The 15,847-nt window shown below is 30.7% G+C and carries 17 protein-coding genes; 14 read left to right on the top strand and 3 right to left on the bottom strand.

The genetic code is table 11. From position 1 onward, the window contains the following. Window positions 1-20: 20 nt before the first annotated feature. From HALO113_RS12770 to HALO113_RS12755, 4 genes are read left to right on the top strand one after another with little or no spacing between them, the layout of a single operon-like run. Window positions 21-773, top strand: coding sequence for a hypothetical protein (locus tag HALO113_RS12770; RefSeq protein WP_159779385.1), 753 nt, complete (start codon window positions 21-23; stop codon window positions 771-773). Window positions 774-822: 49 nt separating this feature from the next. Further along, window positions 823-1,599, top strand: a complete 777-nt coding sequence (locus tag HALO113_RS12765; RefSeq protein WP_159779384.1) for a hypothetical protein — start codon at window positions 823-825, stop codon at window positions 1,597-1,599. Between the two features lie 18 nt (window positions 1,600-1,617). Beyond that, a complete protein-coding gene (locus tag HALO113_RS12760; RefSeq protein WP_159779383.1) occupies window positions 1,618-2,874 on the top strand; it encodes an OmpA family protein in 1,257 nt (418 codons plus the stop codon). Window positions 2,875-2,882: 8 nt separating this feature from the next. Further along, window positions 2,883-3,992, top strand: coding sequence for a hypothetical protein (locus HALO113_RS12755; protein ID WP_159779382.1), 1,110 nt, complete (start codon window positions 2,883-2,885; stop codon window positions 3,990-3,992). A 49-nt stretch (window positions 3,993-4,041) separates the two neighbouring features. Here the strand turns inward: HALO113_RS12755 and HALO113_RS12750 are convergent, their stop codons facing one another. Together HALO113_RS12750 and HALO113_RS12745 are read right to left on the bottom strand one after the other, a co-directional pair. Further along, window positions 4,042-4,476, bottom strand: a complete 435-nt coding sequence (locus HALO113_RS12750) for an Hsp20/alpha crystallin family protein (RefSeq protein ID WP_159779381.1) — start codon at window positions 4,474-4,476, stop codon at window positions 4,042-4,044. A gap of 155 nt (window positions 4,477-4,631) precedes the next feature. Next, on the bottom strand, window positions 4,632-5,033 hold the full coding sequence (locus HALO113_RS12745) for a TerB family tellurite resistance protein (RefSeq protein WP_159779380.1): 402 nt from the start codon (window positions 5,031-5,033) through the stop codon (window positions 4,632-4,634). Window positions 5,034-5,079: 46 nt separating this feature from the next. On the opposite strand from HALO113_RS12745, the gene HALO113_RS12740 reads away from it, so the two are divergent. The 8 genes from HALO113_RS12740 (at window position 5,080) to HALO113_RS12705 (ending at window position 12,119) form a co-directional block, all read left to right on the top strand. After that, a complete protein-coding gene (locus HALO113_RS12740) occupies window positions 5,080-5,865 on the top strand; it encodes an alpha/beta hydrolase (RefSeq protein WP_159779379.1) in 786 nt (261 codons plus the stop codon). 185 nt (window positions 5,866-6,050) lie between these two features. Then, window positions 6,051-6,482, top strand: a complete 432-nt coding sequence (locus HALO113_RS12735) for a DUF1456 family protein (protein WP_159779378.1) — start codon at window positions 6,051-6,053, stop codon at window positions 6,480-6,482. A gap of 294 nt (window positions 6,483-6,776) precedes the next feature. Continuing rightward, on the top strand, window positions 6,777-8,705 hold the full coding sequence (locus tag HALO113_RS12730; protein ID WP_159779377.1) for a BatA and WFA domain-containing protein: 1,929 nt from the start codon (window positions 6,777-6,779) through the stop codon (window positions 8,703-8,705). Beyond that, complete coding sequence (locus HALO113_RS12725) at window positions 8,702-9,955, top strand: dihydroorotase family protein (protein WP_159779376.1); 1,254 nt, start codon at window positions 8,702-8,704, stop codon at window positions 9,953-9,955. The genes HALO113_RS12730 and HALO113_RS12725 overlap by 4 nt, the downstream gene beginning before the upstream one ends. A 136-nt stretch (window positions 9,956-10,091) precedes the next feature. Further along, entirely contained in the window at window positions 10,092-10,418 is a 327-nt protein-coding gene (locus tag HALO113_RS12720) for a DUF4870 domain-containing protein (protein ID WP_159779375.1), read from the top strand. A 62-nt stretch (window positions 10,419-10,480) separates the two neighbouring features. Further along, window positions 10,481-10,759 (top strand): hypothetical protein, encoded by a 279-nt coding sequence (locus HALO113_RS12715; protein WP_159779374.1) that lies wholly within the window; start codon window positions 10,481-10,483, stop codon window positions 10,757-10,759. A 95-nt stretch (window positions 10,760-10,854) separates the two neighbouring features. Further along, the gene (locus tag HALO113_RS12710; protein WP_159779373.1) at window positions 10,855-11,658 is read left to right on the top strand and encodes a helix-turn-helix domain-containing protein; all 804 of its coding nucleotides are present in this window, start codon (window positions 10,855-10,857) and stop codon (window positions 11,656-11,658) included. 95 nt (window positions 11,659-11,753) lie between these two features. Next, window positions 11,754-12,119, top strand: coding sequence for a cupin domain-containing protein (locus HALO113_RS12705; RefSeq protein ID WP_159779372.1), 366 nt, complete (start codon window positions 11,754-11,756; stop codon window positions 12,117-12,119). A 91-nt stretch (window positions 12,120-12,210) separates the two neighbouring features. Here HALO113_RS12705 and HALO113_RS12700 read toward each other — a convergent pair whose 3' ends face one another. Then, window positions 12,211-12,336: a hypothetical protein gene (locus tag HALO113_RS12700; protein ID WP_255477910.1), complete on the bottom strand. Its 126-nt coding sequence runs from the start codon at window positions 12,334-12,336 to the stop codon at window positions 12,211-12,213. A 665-nt stretch (window positions 12,337-13,001) separates the two neighbouring features. Here HALO113_RS12700 and HALO113_RS12695 point away from each other — a divergent pair. Both HALO113_RS12695 and HALO113_RS12690 read left to right on the top strand, forming a co-directional pair. Next, window positions 13,002-15,254, top strand: coding sequence for a T9SS type A sorting domain-containing protein (locus tag HALO113_RS12695; RefSeq protein WP_159779371.1), 2,253 nt, complete (start codon window positions 13,002-13,004; stop codon window positions 15,252-15,254). Then, entirely contained in the window at window positions 15,233-15,844 is a 612-nt protein-coding gene (locus tag HALO113_RS12690) for a hypothetical protein (RefSeq protein ID WP_159779370.1), read from the top strand. The genes HALO113_RS12695 and HALO113_RS12690 overlap by 22 nt, the downstream gene beginning before the upstream one ends. The last annotated feature ends 3 nt before the right edge of the window (window positions 15,845-15,847 follow it).

Genomic DNA, 15,847 nt, shown 5'->3' with positions numbered 1-15,847 from the left:
AATTTTAAAAAAAAATAAACATGAAAACATTCCAAACTTTTTTGCTAGTTAATTGCATGCTATTAATCACATCTTGTAATAATGATGACAACTCTAGTCAACAAGGCTACTTCCCAACGCAAATTATTTTAACGGATGACTCAAATTCAGTAAATGATAAAACAGTTAACATAGAGTATAACACCGATAATACGATTTCAAAAATTGAAATACAGGATAATCAAGGAGTAAAAATAAAACAATATAATTATACCAATGGTAAAATAACGAGCGTAAGCAATTCTGGTTTTCTATCTGGACCAGAGGTTCGCACGTTTGTTTATAATGCTTCTGGAAAATTGTCTTCTATTATTGACGATGTGAGCGGAACAATCGAAACTTTCCCGATTACTTACAATTCTTCTACAAACACTTATACACTTACAGATGGTGGCGATAGCAATACGGTTGTTTTAGATGCTAGTCACAACCCAATAGTTTATTCAAATACCTTTGTCGCTTCTGATTTAATACTAACACTAGATAGTAATAGTTCCGGTGTATTTAAAAATGTTACTCCGCAAATCGCACTTCAATTCGATCTAGGCCTATTTAGCGGTCATCTCTTCTATTTTTTCAGTCAAAAACAAATCAATCATTTTCAATATGGTGTTCAAAACTTTGATGTGATTAACACAAGAGATGCAAATGATAATATAACTAATGTATTTTTCAATTTTATAGGTGGTGGAAGTGAACTAAATATAACTCATCAAAAAAGAAATCTGAACTAAAAAATTGCTTTTTAAAACACTTGCTTTTACTAATTAAAATTGCTATAAAATGAAAAAAAATAGAATAACACTAATATCTATTATTGCAACATTATTTTTATTAAGCTGTAATAAAGAAGACCAGCAACAAAGTATAATCTTACCTACACATATTGAAATGGTCTACCCCTCATCATCAGCATCCTACAAAACAATTGATATAAGTTATAATAGTGATTTTACTATTCAAAAAATCATTAAAAACTTAAGTGGAGATTCAAAGATTAATTACGATTGCACATATAATGAATTACAATTATTATCTAATTTAAAGATTACTGAAATTCCATCAGGTGAAGAGAGAAATTACACTATAGAATATACTAATGGAATTGTTTCAAAAATAACTGAAACAACTTTTGATTCAACCACAAACTATAATATCGACCATAATAACAACACCAATACTTATAAATATAATTTCCCTTACACTTGGAAATTTAATGCTGCTAATGACTTAGAATATTATCACTTTTCTAGTACTACTTTATTTGAAATAACCTATGATGATGGAGCAGCTTTCAATTATTTTATGAAACCACAACCTATTTTAGCTTTACTAGACACTTATTTTGCTGAAAATTTTTTTCAAGATTTATACTTTTTAAGTAGCAAACCTATTCTCAAAACCAGATATGAAGATTTCGTTTCATCAGACATTATAGAACATAATTATATCAATACATTCAATACAACTAATAAAATAATTAAGTCCGAAATAAGCCTAAATTCTGCTACAGAACCCTTTTTAATTAAAACTATTTCGTATCAAGAAATCAACTATTAATTATTAAAATTTATACCTATGAAAATTACAAATATTATTTTCCTCATTATAGTACTCTTTTCTAGTGCAAGCAATGCGCAATTTCTAGACAAATTATCAAAAAAAGCCGAAAGAGCTGCGGAAAGAACTGTTGAACGAAGAGTCGAAAGAGAAACAGAAAAAAAGACTGATCAAGCCATGGATAGTGTTTTCGGATCGGATAAAAAAAAGACTAAAAAAGAAAAAAAATCAAGTAAAGAAAGCTCTAGTTCTTCTTCTTCTTCAAAAAAAGGGCAAGATATCGTTACAGGAAGTAGTTTTTTCCCAAATGGAGACATTATTTTTTCGGATGATTTCAACCAAGATAATTTTGGAGATTTCCCAGCGAATTGGGACACGAATTCTGGTGGAGAAATTATAAAAGTGGGACAAAACAAAGCTTTCAAATTGAATCCAAACGGAACCTATTCCGCTAAAACAAATAAACTCCCAGAAAATTATGCTTTAGAATTTGATTTGGTTACAGAAAATTTAGATTACAAAGGCTTATCTGGTTCTCAATTTGGCATAAACTTTTCAAGTGAACAAACTTTAAACAAACCAAAAAATGGTGGTAAATTTAGCTTCTCCTTATGGAAAGGATCAACTGTTTGTAATCAAATAAATGTGCAAAATTGGGGGAAAACAAATGCCAAAATTGACAATAATATTCCCTTTAAAATGCAAGAAAAATTTAATACTACCACACATTTTACTGTAGTTGTAAATGGGAATCGTTTGCGTGTTTTTATTGATAATGAAAAAGCAATTGATTTACCTTCTTTCTTAAGTAATAATTTTGGCAACTATATTCAATTTTATTTAAAAGGAACTGATCCAAAAGAAAACCATATTGCAGCTATTGCAAATGTAAAAATAACGGAAGAAGGAGAAGATTTACGCTCCTTAATTCTAAAAAGAGGTTTCTCAACTACAAAAATTTTATTTGATTCTGGCTCGGATAAAATCAAAAAAGAGTCGTATGAATTTTTAGATAAAATGGCAAAAGTATTGCAAGACGATAAGACCCTTCGCTTGAACATTATTGGTCACACGGATAGCGATGGAGATTCGGTAAAAAATATGACTTTATCTAAATCAAGAGCAGCCGCAGTAATGAACTATTTTATAGACAATAAAGGATTAGACAAAGCTCGCTTTATGTTTCAAGGAAGAGGTGAAAACGAACCTGTTGCCGAAAATAATTCAGCAGAAGGAAAAGCTAAAAACAGACGTGTAGAGTTTCAAAAAATATAATATTTGAAATGAAATTAGCAGTCAAAATTATACTCGGTCTAGGTGCAACAACCGCATTAGGAATGGTTACAGGTGTCATTCCAAATCCTTTTGAAATACCTACAGATGTTCCCCTTCATTTACAACACGAAATGAAAGTAGTATGGAATTATCATGGCAAACAGCAATCTGTACCCACTATTGAACAAGGTACTCCTTTTGACGATTCTAAATATTTTGATTTAAAGGCAAAAATAGCCATTAATCCTATAGAACCTCAAGGTATCTTTAAATTTGATTATGAAATAGAACAATATATTTCCATCAACAATCAATCTGGAAATTTTACGTATAAGGTAAACAGTAATGATAACTCTATGTACATTCATGGAACAGATATTGAAAACAACGACTTGTTCCAACCTTTAAAAAACAATCCGTATGCGCAGCAGTATAAAATTAATTTTATCATTCGTAATGCTCAAAATGATTGGTATGCTTTTGTAGAACATCAGGAAAAAGGAAAAATCTGTATTAAAATGCCTTCTGGTTTTACTTTTTCAAATGTATTTACGGATACCTATAGTAAAAGTTTAGAAGTTTTAAATAGTGTCAAAGCAAATGCGAACACTGTTAGCAATAGTAGTCCGCTCGAACCTTACAGCGGTACATTTACTGATGAGGATGGTTCGCAAAAAAGAATTACCTTTTGGTTTGCCAAAGAAGAAGCCCAAATTCCAACGGGTGTTCCTCTAATGGGATTTGGAGTAGGTATTTTTAAAGATGCGTTAGAAAAAAGACAAAAATTTTTAGCGGTAACAGAAGCTGAAGATGCCGTTTCTAAATTAGTACACCTAGAACAAATTGAAGAATGGGGAATTAATACAGATGGTTATAAAATACTCTCTTTTGATTTTCATTTACCATCTGGTAAAGCTAAAACTGAGGATATTGTCAATTGGCTAAAAGGAAAACAAGATGAAATCGCGCAGTTAAGAGTGGCAATAAAAAACTGCCCATCACATCAAGCAGGAAGCGATTGTAGAAAAAATTATGAAAAAAGAATTAAAGAAGTACAAGATGAAATTGCTTCTAGAGCACAAGAGCTGGCAACTCAAATGATGCCAACTATGAAGTAAAAAACCTAACGAAAAAATCATTAGGCTTTTCTTATCTTTTCTAATTTAATTAACCAATTTCTATAAAACGTTTAGGTTTAGGTAATGCTTCTTCTCTTTTAGGAAGTGATATCTGTAATACTCCATTCTCATAATTGGCTGTAATATCTTCTTCCTTAATCGTTTCTGGCAAAGTAAACGAACGCTTAAAGGATGAAAAACTAAATTCTTTTCGAGTATACTTTCCATTCTCATTTTTGTCTTCCGTTTCTAACTTTCTTTCTGAAGAAATGGATAAAATATTTTCATCCAACTCTATCTTAAAATCTTCTCTTTTTAATCCTGGAGAAGCTAATTCAATCGTAAAATCAGTTTCTGTTTCTTTAATATTAACGGCAGGAACTGTGTTTGAAAAACTTTGTACACCACCCATAAAATCGGGTTTGAAAAATTCATCCATTACAGATGGGAAAAATAATTTCGGATTTGTTTTTACTAAGTTCATATCTGTATTTTTTAATTAAACATGTTTCCTAAACATATTCAAATTATGTTCCAAAATAAAAAAAAGTCAAAATGTCTCTAATTTTTCTTTTTCAAAAGACATTTTGACTTAATTTTAAGATTTTTTTAAAATACAACTGACTAAATTTCAGAAAGTTAATTATGTTGTTCAGCAAAAACAGATAACAAAATTTCACCATCTATCATTCGATTAGGAGACTTTTTCATTAAATGTAAAACTCTTTTCATTGCATAGGGATTTAAACCCATATTTATTCCAATTTCATTAATTTTGATTTCCTCTCTTTCATGTAATACTCCATCTGCATGCATTAATAAAGCCAAACGATAAAATTGACATATGCGATTAAATTCATCTTTTATTACTTTCGTCTCTCCACGTTTTTCAAAAAGTTTATGAAAAGTATCTTTGTCAATTTCTAATTCTAAAGATATCATCTCAATAAAATCATATTCTCTATCATGCAATTCACCATCTACTAAAGCAAAGGCTATCATTTCTTGTAACAAACTTATTTTTTCTTGGTAGGTTTCCATCAAAGCAGTACTTTTATTACGTTTTATAAATCAAATATAATTAAAAATGAAAAAACTTAGCTTTCTTTTCATTATCTTTTTTTTAACATCTGTATCTCTTTGGGCTCAAAAAAGATATTCTCCATTTGAAATTAAAGCTCCTCAACTCGATACTATCAAACGTATTTGGGTGTATCTTCCCTTAGATTACAATGAATCTGAAAAGAAGTATCCTGTTTTATACATGCACGATGCACAAAACCTTTTTGATGAAAAAACAGCATTTTCAGGTGAATGGAAAATTGATGAAACTCTAGACAGTTTACAAGCTAAAATCATTGTTGTAGGAATTGAACACGGTAATGAAAAAAGAATAGAGGAACTTACACCTTATAAAAATGAGAAATATGGTGGTGGTAATGCAGATAACTACTTAGATTTTATTGTGTCCACATTAAAACCGCATATCGATTCCATATATCGTACCAAAACAAATTCTAGAAATACAGGAATTATGGGAAGTTCGCTTGGTGGATTGGTTTCTTTTTATGCGAGTCTTAAGTATCCAGATATCTTTGGAAAAGTGGGCGTTTTTTCTCCTTCTTTTTGGTTTACCAATGACATTTACACCCTTACAGAACAAACTAAAAAAATAGACACCAAATATTATTTCATGTGTGGAGACAATGAAAGTGAAAGTATGGTTGATGATATGAATCAAATGATTCACCTTATCCGACAAAAACGATGCGATTGTTTGCACCTACATAAAACAAAAATTGTGGCCCATGGAAAACACAATGAAAAACTTTGGTCAAAAGAATTTGCAAAAGCGTATCTTTGGCTTTTCTAAATAAAAAAATATAATTTAATTAGTTTAAGTAGAATATTAATACTTCAGTTCGAGTGATTTTATAATAATATAGAATATAAAATGCTATATACATAACAACATACGTCAGTTCGAGTGTTTTTTATGGAATGAAATGGAATAAAAAATGTATCGAGAACTTAAATTAAACAATAAAAATAATTAAAATGACAAATAACGATATCTTCAAAAAATTACGCGTAGCACTACAATTAAGAGACGATCAAATCGTAGAAATATTACAATTAGTAGACTTTAGAGTGTCTAAAGGGGAATTAGGAAACATTTTCAGAAATGAAAACCATCCTAATTATGTCGAATGTGGTGACCAACTGCTACGCAATTTCTTAAACGGCTTAGTCATTCATTTAAGAGGCACTAAGGAAGAACCTAAAAACCCTATGGAGGTTATTAAAAGTCATAAAAATACGCCTGCTAAAGACAGTACTACAAAAACCGAAGAACAACCTAAAAAACCTACTTTTAAGAAATCAGAAACGAGTTTTAAATCAAAACCAAAGAAAAAACCATTTCCTAAAAAAGAACCAGTGGTAGAAAAAATACGTTTTAAAAACGGAAAAAATAAGTCGAAAGAGTAACACCTTTTGTCATTCCGAACTTGTTTCGGAATCTTTTACATATTGGATATAATGTTATTATATTCAAATTTTATTTAGAAGCTGAAACAAGTTCAGCTTGACAAATACATCGTGTTATCATAGAGAATTTATTGCAGAATATCACAATCCTATCTGTATTAATGCATGAAATCCGCTTAAAAATAGAGTAATTAAAAAAAAATAAACATCAATAAACTCTTTTCTTTAAAAACCATTTCCTTTTTGTATTTTTGAACACCGTAAATTTGTGTTCTTGAAATAAACCTAACATACATGCAGTTTAAACATCCTGAGATTTTATACTTTTTGTTCCTATTGGTTATACCAATTTTAGTCCATTTATTTCAATTACGTCGCTTTAAAAAAGAATATTTTACCAATGTAAAACTTCTACGACAACTTCAACAACAAACTCGAAAAAGTAGCACCATAAAAAAATGGTTACTGCTAGCAACACGTTTACTTCTTTTAGCATTTTTAATTTTGGCTTTTGCCCAACCTTTTTTTACAGCTAAAGAAAGTAAGAGTAAAGACAACGAACTAATTATTTTACTTGATAATTCCTTTTCTATGCAAGCCAAAGGGGATCGAGGAGAATTATTAAAAAGAAGTGTACAAGAAATCTTAGAAGCTTTTCCTGAAAATCAAACTTTTTCCCTTCTTACAAATGATGTTGCCTTTTGGGATATTGACCGTAAAACAATTCAAAGTGAACTTCAAAATTTAGATTATGCTGCTTTGCCTTTCGAATTGGATTATTTACTTACACAAATTGAGGCAAAAAAACCCAATACTAAAAAAGATTACATCATTATAACTGATGCTGTTGGTTTACAATCAAAAAAGATAGAGGCACTAAGCAAAGAAAATGAAGTATATTATAATAACCCTTTAGCTGAAAATAAAAATAACATCAGTATTGAAAAAGTTACGCTATCTCAAGTTTTAGAAGCTTTCTATGAAATTACCATTACAGTAAAATCATATGGAGAAAACAACGATCCCGTTTCTTTAGCTGTGTACCATCAGGAAGCACTATTAGCTAAATCTCAAATAACTTTCGATACTTCGGAAAAAGAAACAAAAATCAATATTCCAAAAGCTGCTTTTCATGGCAAAGTAACCTTACAAGACAATAGTTTGGAATATGATAACTCATTTTATTTTAGTATTTCCCAACCCAAAAAACAAAATGTAATTTGTATTGGTACCCCAGAAAAAAATAAATTTCTGAATAAAATTTTAACCGAAAAAGAATTTGTTGTAACCAATACCGAATTAGCACAACTGAATTACAATGCTATTGAAAACCAACAAACCATTATTCTAAATGAAGTTAATGAAATTCCTCAAGCATTAGCTACTACTCTACACTCATTTTATAATAAAGGTGGCTCCATTATTATCATTCCTTCAGAAGAAACCAATATTCAGAATATAAACAGTTTCTTCAAAAACTTTGGGAACTACCAATTTTCTCAGAAAGACAGCAATGAAAAACAAATTACTAAAATCAGTTTCAATCATCCTTTATATAAAAATGTTTTTGAAAAGAGAATTAGTAATTTCCAATATCCAAAAGTGAAACATTTTTTTGCTTCTAATGGGAAAGGATTACCCATTTTACAATTTGAAGACGATAGTAACTTTGCTTTTTCGGTAACGAATAAAATAGGTAATTTATATATTTTTACAGCTCCAATAAACAAACAGAATTCAAATTTTCAAAATTCTCCTTTAATTGTACCTACCATTTATAATATGGCTCAAGCAAGGAATAATTTGAAAACAAATACATTTACTATTGGCGAAAACGAATCATTAATTATAGATGCTACTTTATCCAAAGATGAAGTAGTTAATATTATTAATTCAGAGCACAGTTTTATTCCCCAACAGCAAATTGTGAATACCAAAGTGAAACTTACTTTTGGAGACTATCCAGAAAAAGCTGGCAATTATACTGTTAAGCAAGCAGATAATAACATTCAGGAAATTAGCTTTAATTATCCTCGAACAGAAAGCGATTTGAACAACAAAAACAACACATTATTTGATAAAGCCACTCACGTAAATGATGTAGCTACAGTTCTTAATGATTTAGAATCGAAACGAACCGATACTGCATTATGGAAATGGTTTATTCTAGGAACTCTCCTATTTTTATTGATTGAACTACTAATACAAAAATTTGTAAAATGACAACCGTTTTAATTAAACAAGCAACTATACAAGATCAAAACAGTTCGTTCCACAACCAAACCGTAGATATTAAAATTGAAAACGGTATCATTACTGAAATTGCAAAAAACATTGCAATTCCTGAAAACGCAACAGTAGTCGAAAAAGAAAATTTGCATGTTTCTTCTGGTTGGTTTGATTCCTCTGTATCTTTAGGCGAACCCGGTTATGAAGATCGCGAAACCATTGCACACGGTTTAGAAGTAGCTGCAAAAAGTGGTTTTACAGCAATTGCTTTGCAACCCAATTCTACTCCGGTTATCGATAATCAAGCGCAAGTAAAATTTGTTTTAGAAAGAGCCAAAGATCAAGCTACTAATTTGTTCCCTATTGGCGCCTTAACCAAAAATAGTGAAGGACAAGACTTAGCCGAGCTTTTCGACATGAAAAATGCGGGTGCTATTGCCTTTGGAGATTACAACAAAGCCATTCAAGATGCCAATATTCAAAAAATTGCACTTCAATATGTACAAGATTTCGAAGGATTGATAATTAGTTATTGCCAAGACAACTCCTTAAAAGGAAAAGGAATTGTAAATGAAGGTATTGCCTCTAATCGATTAGGCTTAAAAGGTATTCCCACATTAGCAGAAGAATTACACATTGCGCGTAACTTATTTTTATTAGAATATACAGGTGGAAAAGTACACATCCCTACCATCTCAACGCAAAAATCGATTGCCTTAATTAAAGATGCAAAAGCCAAAGGTTTAGAAGTAACGTGTAGTGTTGCGGTGCATCATTTAGTGTTAAACGAAGAAGTGTTAACAGGTTTCGATTCTCGATACAAAGTAGCACCACCTTTACGCGATGAAGCCACTCGAAAAGCTTTGATAGCAGCAGTTTTAGACAATACGATTGATTGCATTACTTCCGATCATAATCCGTTAGATATTGAACATAAAAAATTGGAATTTGATATGGCAAAAGACGGAACCATTGGGTTAGAAAGTGCTTTTGGAGCCTTACTTACAGTTTTACCTTTAAAAGTGGTTCTCGAAAAATTAATCGCAGGAAAAAATATCTTTGATTTACCAAATCATTCTATTGAAATAAACACAACAGCCGAACTAAGCTTCTTTACACCAACAGGCGAAAGCACGTTTACCAAAGAAAACATTTTATCTAAATCCAAAAATTCAGCTTTCTTAGGACAAAAGACAAAAGGAAAAGCCTACGGAATTTATAACAACGGTAAATTGGTAATCTAGAAATTAAGAAGAAAGAAGGAAAAGGAAAAAGGAAGAGAAAAACAACCTTCAACAAATAACAGACAACAATTAACAATCAACAGTCAACAGACAACTGATAACAGTTAACAGACAACAACTTTAAACTTTAAACAAAATGAATATCGATATCGAAAAAGGAAAAAATGCAGCTATAGTAAGCTATATCACCATTATAGGAAGTGTAATTGCTATTTTTATGAACCAAGAAGATAATAAAAGCGAATTTGCTAGTTTTCATATTCGTCAAGCTTTAGGCATTTTTTTAACGTTCTTTTTATTGGGTTATCCTATTGGTTATTTCAACAGTTGGATGGTCACTTCTGCTTTTTGGTTATTTATTTTTATCTTATGGATTTATGGCTTTTTAGGAGCACTAAATGGTGAAAAAAAATTGGTTCCTTTAGTAGGTGAATTCTATCAAAAATTGTTTAAGAGTCTTTAAATAAAACAAACAATCACTGAAAAGATCAGGATAGAGTTAGTATAATAGTAATAACTTTTGCCTTGATAATCTATACATATATCCAATTTACAAAAGAAGATAATCAGAAAGCAGAAAAAAAGCAACGATTGGAAATGGCTTTTGATGGATATGTTACCAATATTATATTAGACTCTTTAACTCCTAGAAGAACATTAAAAAGAACTATAATACTTAATGACACCCTATTTATAATTGATAAAGAAAATAAATTCTTCTTTGACAAAGTAAATCTGGGTGATTATTTAGTAAAAAAAACGATAGCATGGCAAGAATTAATCCCATTTTCTACAATTATTTAGAGAATTATAATTCTAATTAGCATAATTTTATTAAAATTACTAAAGAACTATTAAATCCAATAATAAGTATATTTGTTCTGTAAGATTGTTATTCCATGTTAGATACAGCCCTCGTTTCACTTCATAAAACAGAATCTATTACAGATTTCAACCCAAAACGGGTCAAAAAGTATGCGCTAATTTGGTGTCAAGAAGGAAATCTTACTCTCGAAGTAGACCACAAAATGCTTACCTTATCACAAAACCAAGTCGTAACTATAACTTCAGGACAGTATCACGCTTTTAAAAATACTAAAAATAGTAAAGGCTATCTCTTACAGTTTACACTCGATTATATTTGTAAGACAGAAAAAGATATCGAACTCATCTTTCAAAACAGTCTGTTTTGTCACTTTGATTATAACGAAATTATTTCGTGTACCAATAAGACAGAAATTGAAGAGCAATTCCTTAAAATTGAAAATGAACTGCGATGCAAACCCTATCAATATCTTGAAGCTATTCATGCTAGAATCGAATTGCTACTTTTTACAGTCAATAGAGCCAAAATTGAAAACGGTGGTGAAATTTGGAAACCAGAAGCGCTTTTCTTACGCTTTTTAGAATTCGTCAGAAATCATTTTAAAAAGAATTACACGCTAAAAGAAATAGCGAAACAATTACAAACGACCGAGTTAAAACTTAACGAATTGGCAAAATTACATGCTGGCAAAACCGCACAAAATGTACTTTTTGGATTGGTAATTTCAGAAGCAAAACGCAAATTGCACTATGAAAATAAAAGTATAAAAGAGATTGCTTATGAATTAGGTTTCAAAGACCCCTATTATTTTTCAAAATTCTTTAAAAATCATACACAAATTTCCCCTACCGATTATCTAAAAGAAAAAAGTATGTAAATCTTACATCAAAAACACAACATTTTCCATTTTCTCAGGATTACGAATCACGCAACTTTGCATCATTAAAGAAAAACAATTTAAATCGTAATTCCATGAACATCGAAAAATTCATTTGTAGAAGCAACCAAAAAGAATGGCAACCTCTAATCGAAAACGAATTTCATTATGAAGGTATTTGGGTCAAATCATTATATTTTGACACAAAAACCAATCGATCGAAAGCCATTTTATTAAAATTTGAAGCAGGTACTTCTTATCCTTTTCACATCCATCCAGCTGGTGAGGAAATACTAGTTTTAGAAGGCAGTTGTATCATTCAAAATGCTACACTAAACACAGGTGATTATCTATTTACGCCACCTCAAGGAAAACACGGTGTAACTTCTAAAACAGGTTGTACCTTATTTTTATCCATACCAGAAGAAGTTATTCTAATACCAGAAGAAAAGGAAAAATAAAACGGAATGGTTTTCATTCCGTTTACTTTGTTTTTAATACCCAAAAAACAGTATCTTTCCACTTTATTTTTAATATGACAAAGTTTATAGTTCAGCGCGTAGCAGTGCTTCTAGGAATATTTTTAATTCCTTTTTTATTGTTTTCACTACTTTTCAGTGAACCAAGTGCTGCTTTAGGTGCTAGTATAATCTCATTATCATTAGGCATACTATTCATTTCCTTTTTTATTATTTTCCTTTTTGTAGAATGTATAATTCTCCTAAAGAAAAAACAGAAAAAAAAGGCGCTAGTCGATTTTCTAATCGCATTTCCTTTACTAATAATAGTCCTACTCGTAATTAATCATATTTTTTTTAGAATCTATTTTTAAAACTAAATAAAAAGTGTCTTATACTATAAACATAAAAGAAGAATGCCAGGAAAAAAGAATATTGGGACGTAAGAGAAGAACAAGTAATCGAAAAATAGGAAAAAAATCGCAGGTTGGATTACGATTTTAGACCAATTCAAAACCACTAAAAAAAATCCAATAAAGTAAAAACATAACTTCGAGAGGAATATCAACTTCCAAGATATTGGGCAAGAACCCTAACTACTTTGTATACCAAAAGAAAAGATTCTTAAAAAAAACTACCGCAATTCTTCAAAAACGAATCGTAAAAAGTAAATACATATCGTACAAATGCAAAAACGCATCGGTAACTTTCGAAAAAACATTAACAGTTTTCAAATATAGAGCTACCCTTTTAAAAAAGCATTCACACTTATAATCAACTGATTTACAGCAAAAATTCAAAATAAAAACAAAAAAACTAATTTTTACAAGTCTGTAATTTCGAGTTAAATTTTATTTAACTTTGAGTTATATAACCGAATAAATTATGACAAAAAAATTACTTACGCTATTAACTCTTATTCTAGGGTTAATCATGGGTTATTCTCAAGCAGAATTAACCACAACTGCTCCATCTGCAAATTCCACAACTGGGCTTCGTGCTCCAAATGGAACAACGGCTCATACAACCGTACGTGGTGTTATCATAGTAACAGCAGCCGAACTAGCTGATATTCCTAATGGAACAACAATTTCAAAATTAGGCTTTATTTTGTCTGCTGCTGCAACACCAGGCCCATCAGGAGGAAACATACAGATGTATCTACAAAACACAGCTGATGTTACAAATCTTAAATCAACAACTTGGTCAACAGTTATTTCTACTATGACTAGTGTTTACAATGGATCTTACACAATTCCTTCTGTAGCTGGCTCGGTTGACGTTACATTAACCACTCCTTTTATCTATACTGGAGGATCTATTTATGTAGCCTATGATTATTTAGGATCCAGTTTTACAACAACAGGAGGTATATATAGTGCAAACAATTCTCTTTCTAGTGCGTGGAAAGGTGATGTAAGCGCAACAACTACACCACCAGCAACATTAACTCAATCTTCTTCGTTTAGACCTTCAATTCGTTTTTCATACGATAATCCTTTTACAAATGAATTAGCTGTTACTGGTATTGCAGGAGAAAAAGGTGTTTTCAACAATACAATAAGTCAAAATCAAATTGTAACAACTCTTATTAAAAATACTTCTTCTGGAACATTAACAAATATTCCAGTAACGTTAACAATTACAGGTGCAAATCCTTACACTACCACTCAAAGTATTCCTACTATTAACGCTGGTGAAACCATTACATTATTGTTTCCTAATGTACCTACCATAAATCTTGGTGCACAAACCATTACTGTTTCAATCCCTTCAGATGAAAATCCTGCAAACAACAGTCTCACATTCAATCAAGATATTCAATGCAATAAAATCGGATATGCACAAGGCACCACTCAATCAAATGGAGTTGGGTTTAATACAATTGGTGGAGTGATAGGTGTAAAACATGTAATTCCTAATACAATTGAAACTCATGTAAAAACAGTTTCCAATTATTTTCCAGTAGCAACATCTAACTCTGGGAACACAATAAAAGGCTTATTATTAGATACTAATGGTGTTAAAATTGATTCTACAGAGGTAATTACAATAACTCCAGCAATGTTAGGTACTAAACAAGATTTTGACTTCATTAATGGAGGTATAAATGTAGCTGGACAAACCATCTATGTTGGTTTTAGACAAGTTGCAAATACAACCACAGGATATTTCCCTTTTGCAAACCAAAATAATTCTTATGTAGATCCTAACGCTGCTGCTACATTCGGTTTAAATGGTGGAGTTCCAAATCCTGTAGGTTCTGGACTTGGTTATCTAATGATTGAAGCTACTTTTACTTTCGGAGGCTTTGATGTAGCAAACTCATCTACTAATGGTACAATATGTTCAAATTCAACTCTAAATATTACACCTATTTCAGGATATTCAAATTACGAGTTTTTTATAAATGGAAGTAGTGTACAAAATGGTCCATCTGCCACATATACAACAGGTCCTATAACAGCAACAACAACATTCAATGTTAACATTACAAACGGATCTTGCGTTCTGAGTAGTAATACAACTACAATAAATCCAGTAACAGCTGAAGCGGGTATGGTACAAATTAGTGGAACAACAGATACCTCAACAACTATCTGTGTTGGAGAAGGTATAGATGATTTAATTGATGTTGAATTCGTAGATGTAGGAGTATTGAATGGAGAAAATTATACTTGGATTATAACTGATCAGGCTACTGGGAACATTCTGGCAACACCTGCAACCGGACCTTTTAATTTAGAAGCTGCTCCTCCAGGAAACTGTGACATATGGTACTTAAGATATTATGGAGATATAGGTTTAGGAAGTGCTACAAACGTTAGTCAATTAAGTGGATGTTTTGATTTATCTAATCCAATATCAGTAACTAGACTTTCTGGAACAGATTGTGATGCTTTAAACACTAACAATTTTAGTAACAACCAAATCTTTAATGTTTACCCAAACCCAACATCAAATATTATAAATATAGAATATCTCGGATTGAAAACTTTAGATGTAAATATTACTATTAACACTGTTTTAGGCAATGAAGTATTTACTAAAAAATATGAAAAAATTCAAAATCATATTAGTTTAAATTTTGATTCTTATCCTAATGGTACTTTAAAATGGAAGACAATAAATACTTAAAAGACATCCAAGAAATTAAAGAAATGATGAGTAAATCTACTCAATTCATTTCATTAAGTGGACTATCTGGAATACTAGCAGGAATATACGCTTTAATAGGTGCAGCATATGTAAATTATTTAATTAATACTCATTATGAGAGATATATCACTTTAGAAAGTAAGACTTTTAGATTAATTATTTTAACTGCATGTATCGTTTTTTTACTTTCTGTGGGTACCGCCTATTTATTAACTGCAAAAAAAGCAAATAAAGCAGGTGAGAAAATTTGGAATCCTACATCAAGAAGAGTGTTGATAAATTTTTTAATTCCATTAATAACAGGCGGTATATTCGCTTTACTATTATTAAAAAACAAGCATTATGGTTTAATTGCACCCGTAACTCTTCTATTTTATGGACTAGCCTGCTTAAATGCTAGTAAATACACTTTAAGAGATGTAAGATATCTTGGCATTACTCAAATAGTTTTAGGCCTAATTGCAGTTGAATTTTCAGGATACGGTTTGTATTTTTGGGTTATTGGATTTGGTTTATGCCATATTTTATATGGAAGTATTATGTATTATAAATACGATAGAAAAATTTAAAAA

The organism is Flavobacterium sp. 9AF, assembly GCF_902506265.1.
Taxonomy (GTDB): domain Bacteria; phylum Bacteroidota; class Bacteroidia; order Flavobacteriales; family Flavobacteriaceae; genus Flavobacterium.
This window is presented reverse-complemented; position numbering and strand designations above follow the sequence as displayed.

What these genes read in the sequence shown, in the direction of transcription:
- HALO113_RS12770 (WP_159779385.1), top strand. Translation starts at nt 21, where the DNA reads ATGAAAACATTCCAAACTTTTTTGCTAGTTAATTGCATGCTATTAATC.
- HALO113_RS12765 (WP_159779384.1), top strand. Translation starts at nt 823, where the DNA reads ATGAAAAAAAATAGAATAACACTAATATCTATTATTGCAACATTATTT.
- HALO113_RS12760 (WP_159779383.1), top strand. Translation starts at nt 1,618, where the DNA reads ATGAAAATTACAAATATTATTTTCCTCATTATAGTACTCTTTTCTAGT.
- HALO113_RS12755 (WP_159779382.1), top strand. Translation starts at nt 2,883, where the DNA reads ATGAAATTAGCAGTCAAAATTATACTCGGTCTAGGTGCAACAACCGCA.
- HALO113_RS12750 (WP_159779381.1), bottom strand. Translation starts at nt 4,476, where the DNA reads ATGAACTTAGTAAAAACAAATCCGAAATTATTTTTCCCATCTGTAATG.
- HALO113_RS12745 (WP_159779380.1), bottom strand. Translation starts at nt 5,033, where the DNA reads ATGGAAACCTACCAAGAAAAAATAAGTTTGTTACAAGAAATGATAGCC.
- HALO113_RS12740 (WP_159779379.1), top strand. Translation starts at nt 5,080, where the DNA reads ATGAAAAAACTTAGCTTTCTTTTCATTATCTTTTTTTTAACATCTGTA.
- HALO113_RS12735 (WP_159779378.1), top strand. Translation starts at nt 6,051, where the DNA reads ATGACAAATAACGATATCTTCAAAAAATTACGCGTAGCACTACAATTA.
- HALO113_RS12730 (WP_159779377.1), top strand. Translation starts at nt 6,777, where the DNA reads ATGCAGTTTAAACATCCTGAGATTTTATACTTTTTGTTCCTATTGGTT.
- HALO113_RS12725 (WP_159779376.1), top strand. Translation starts at nt 8,702, where the DNA reads ATGACAACCGTTTTAATTAAACAAGCAACTATACAAGATCAAAACAGT.
- HALO113_RS12720 (WP_159779375.1), top strand. Translation starts at nt 10,092, where the DNA reads ATGAATATCGATATCGAAAAAGGAAAAAATGCAGCTATAGTAAGCTAT.
- HALO113_RS12710 (WP_159779373.1), top strand. Translation starts at nt 10,855, where the DNA reads ATGTTAGATACAGCCCTCGTTTCACTTCATAAAACAGAATCTATTACA.
- HALO113_RS12705 (WP_159779372.1), top strand. Translation starts at nt 11,754, where the DNA reads ATGAACATCGAAAAATTCATTTGTAGAAGCAACCAAAAAGAATGGCAA.
- HALO113_RS12700 (WP_255477910.1), bottom strand. Translation starts at nt 12,336, where the DNA reads ATGAATAGTATGCCTAATGATAATGAGATTATACTAGCACCTAAAGCA.
- HALO113_RS12695 (WP_159779371.1), top strand. Translation starts at nt 13,002, where the DNA reads ATGACAAAAAAATTACTTACGCTATTAACTCTTATTCTAGGGTTAATC.
- HALO113_RS12690 (WP_159779370.1), top strand. Translation starts at nt 15,233, where the DNA reads ATGGAAGACAATAAATACTTAAAAGACATCCAAGAAATTAAAGAAATG.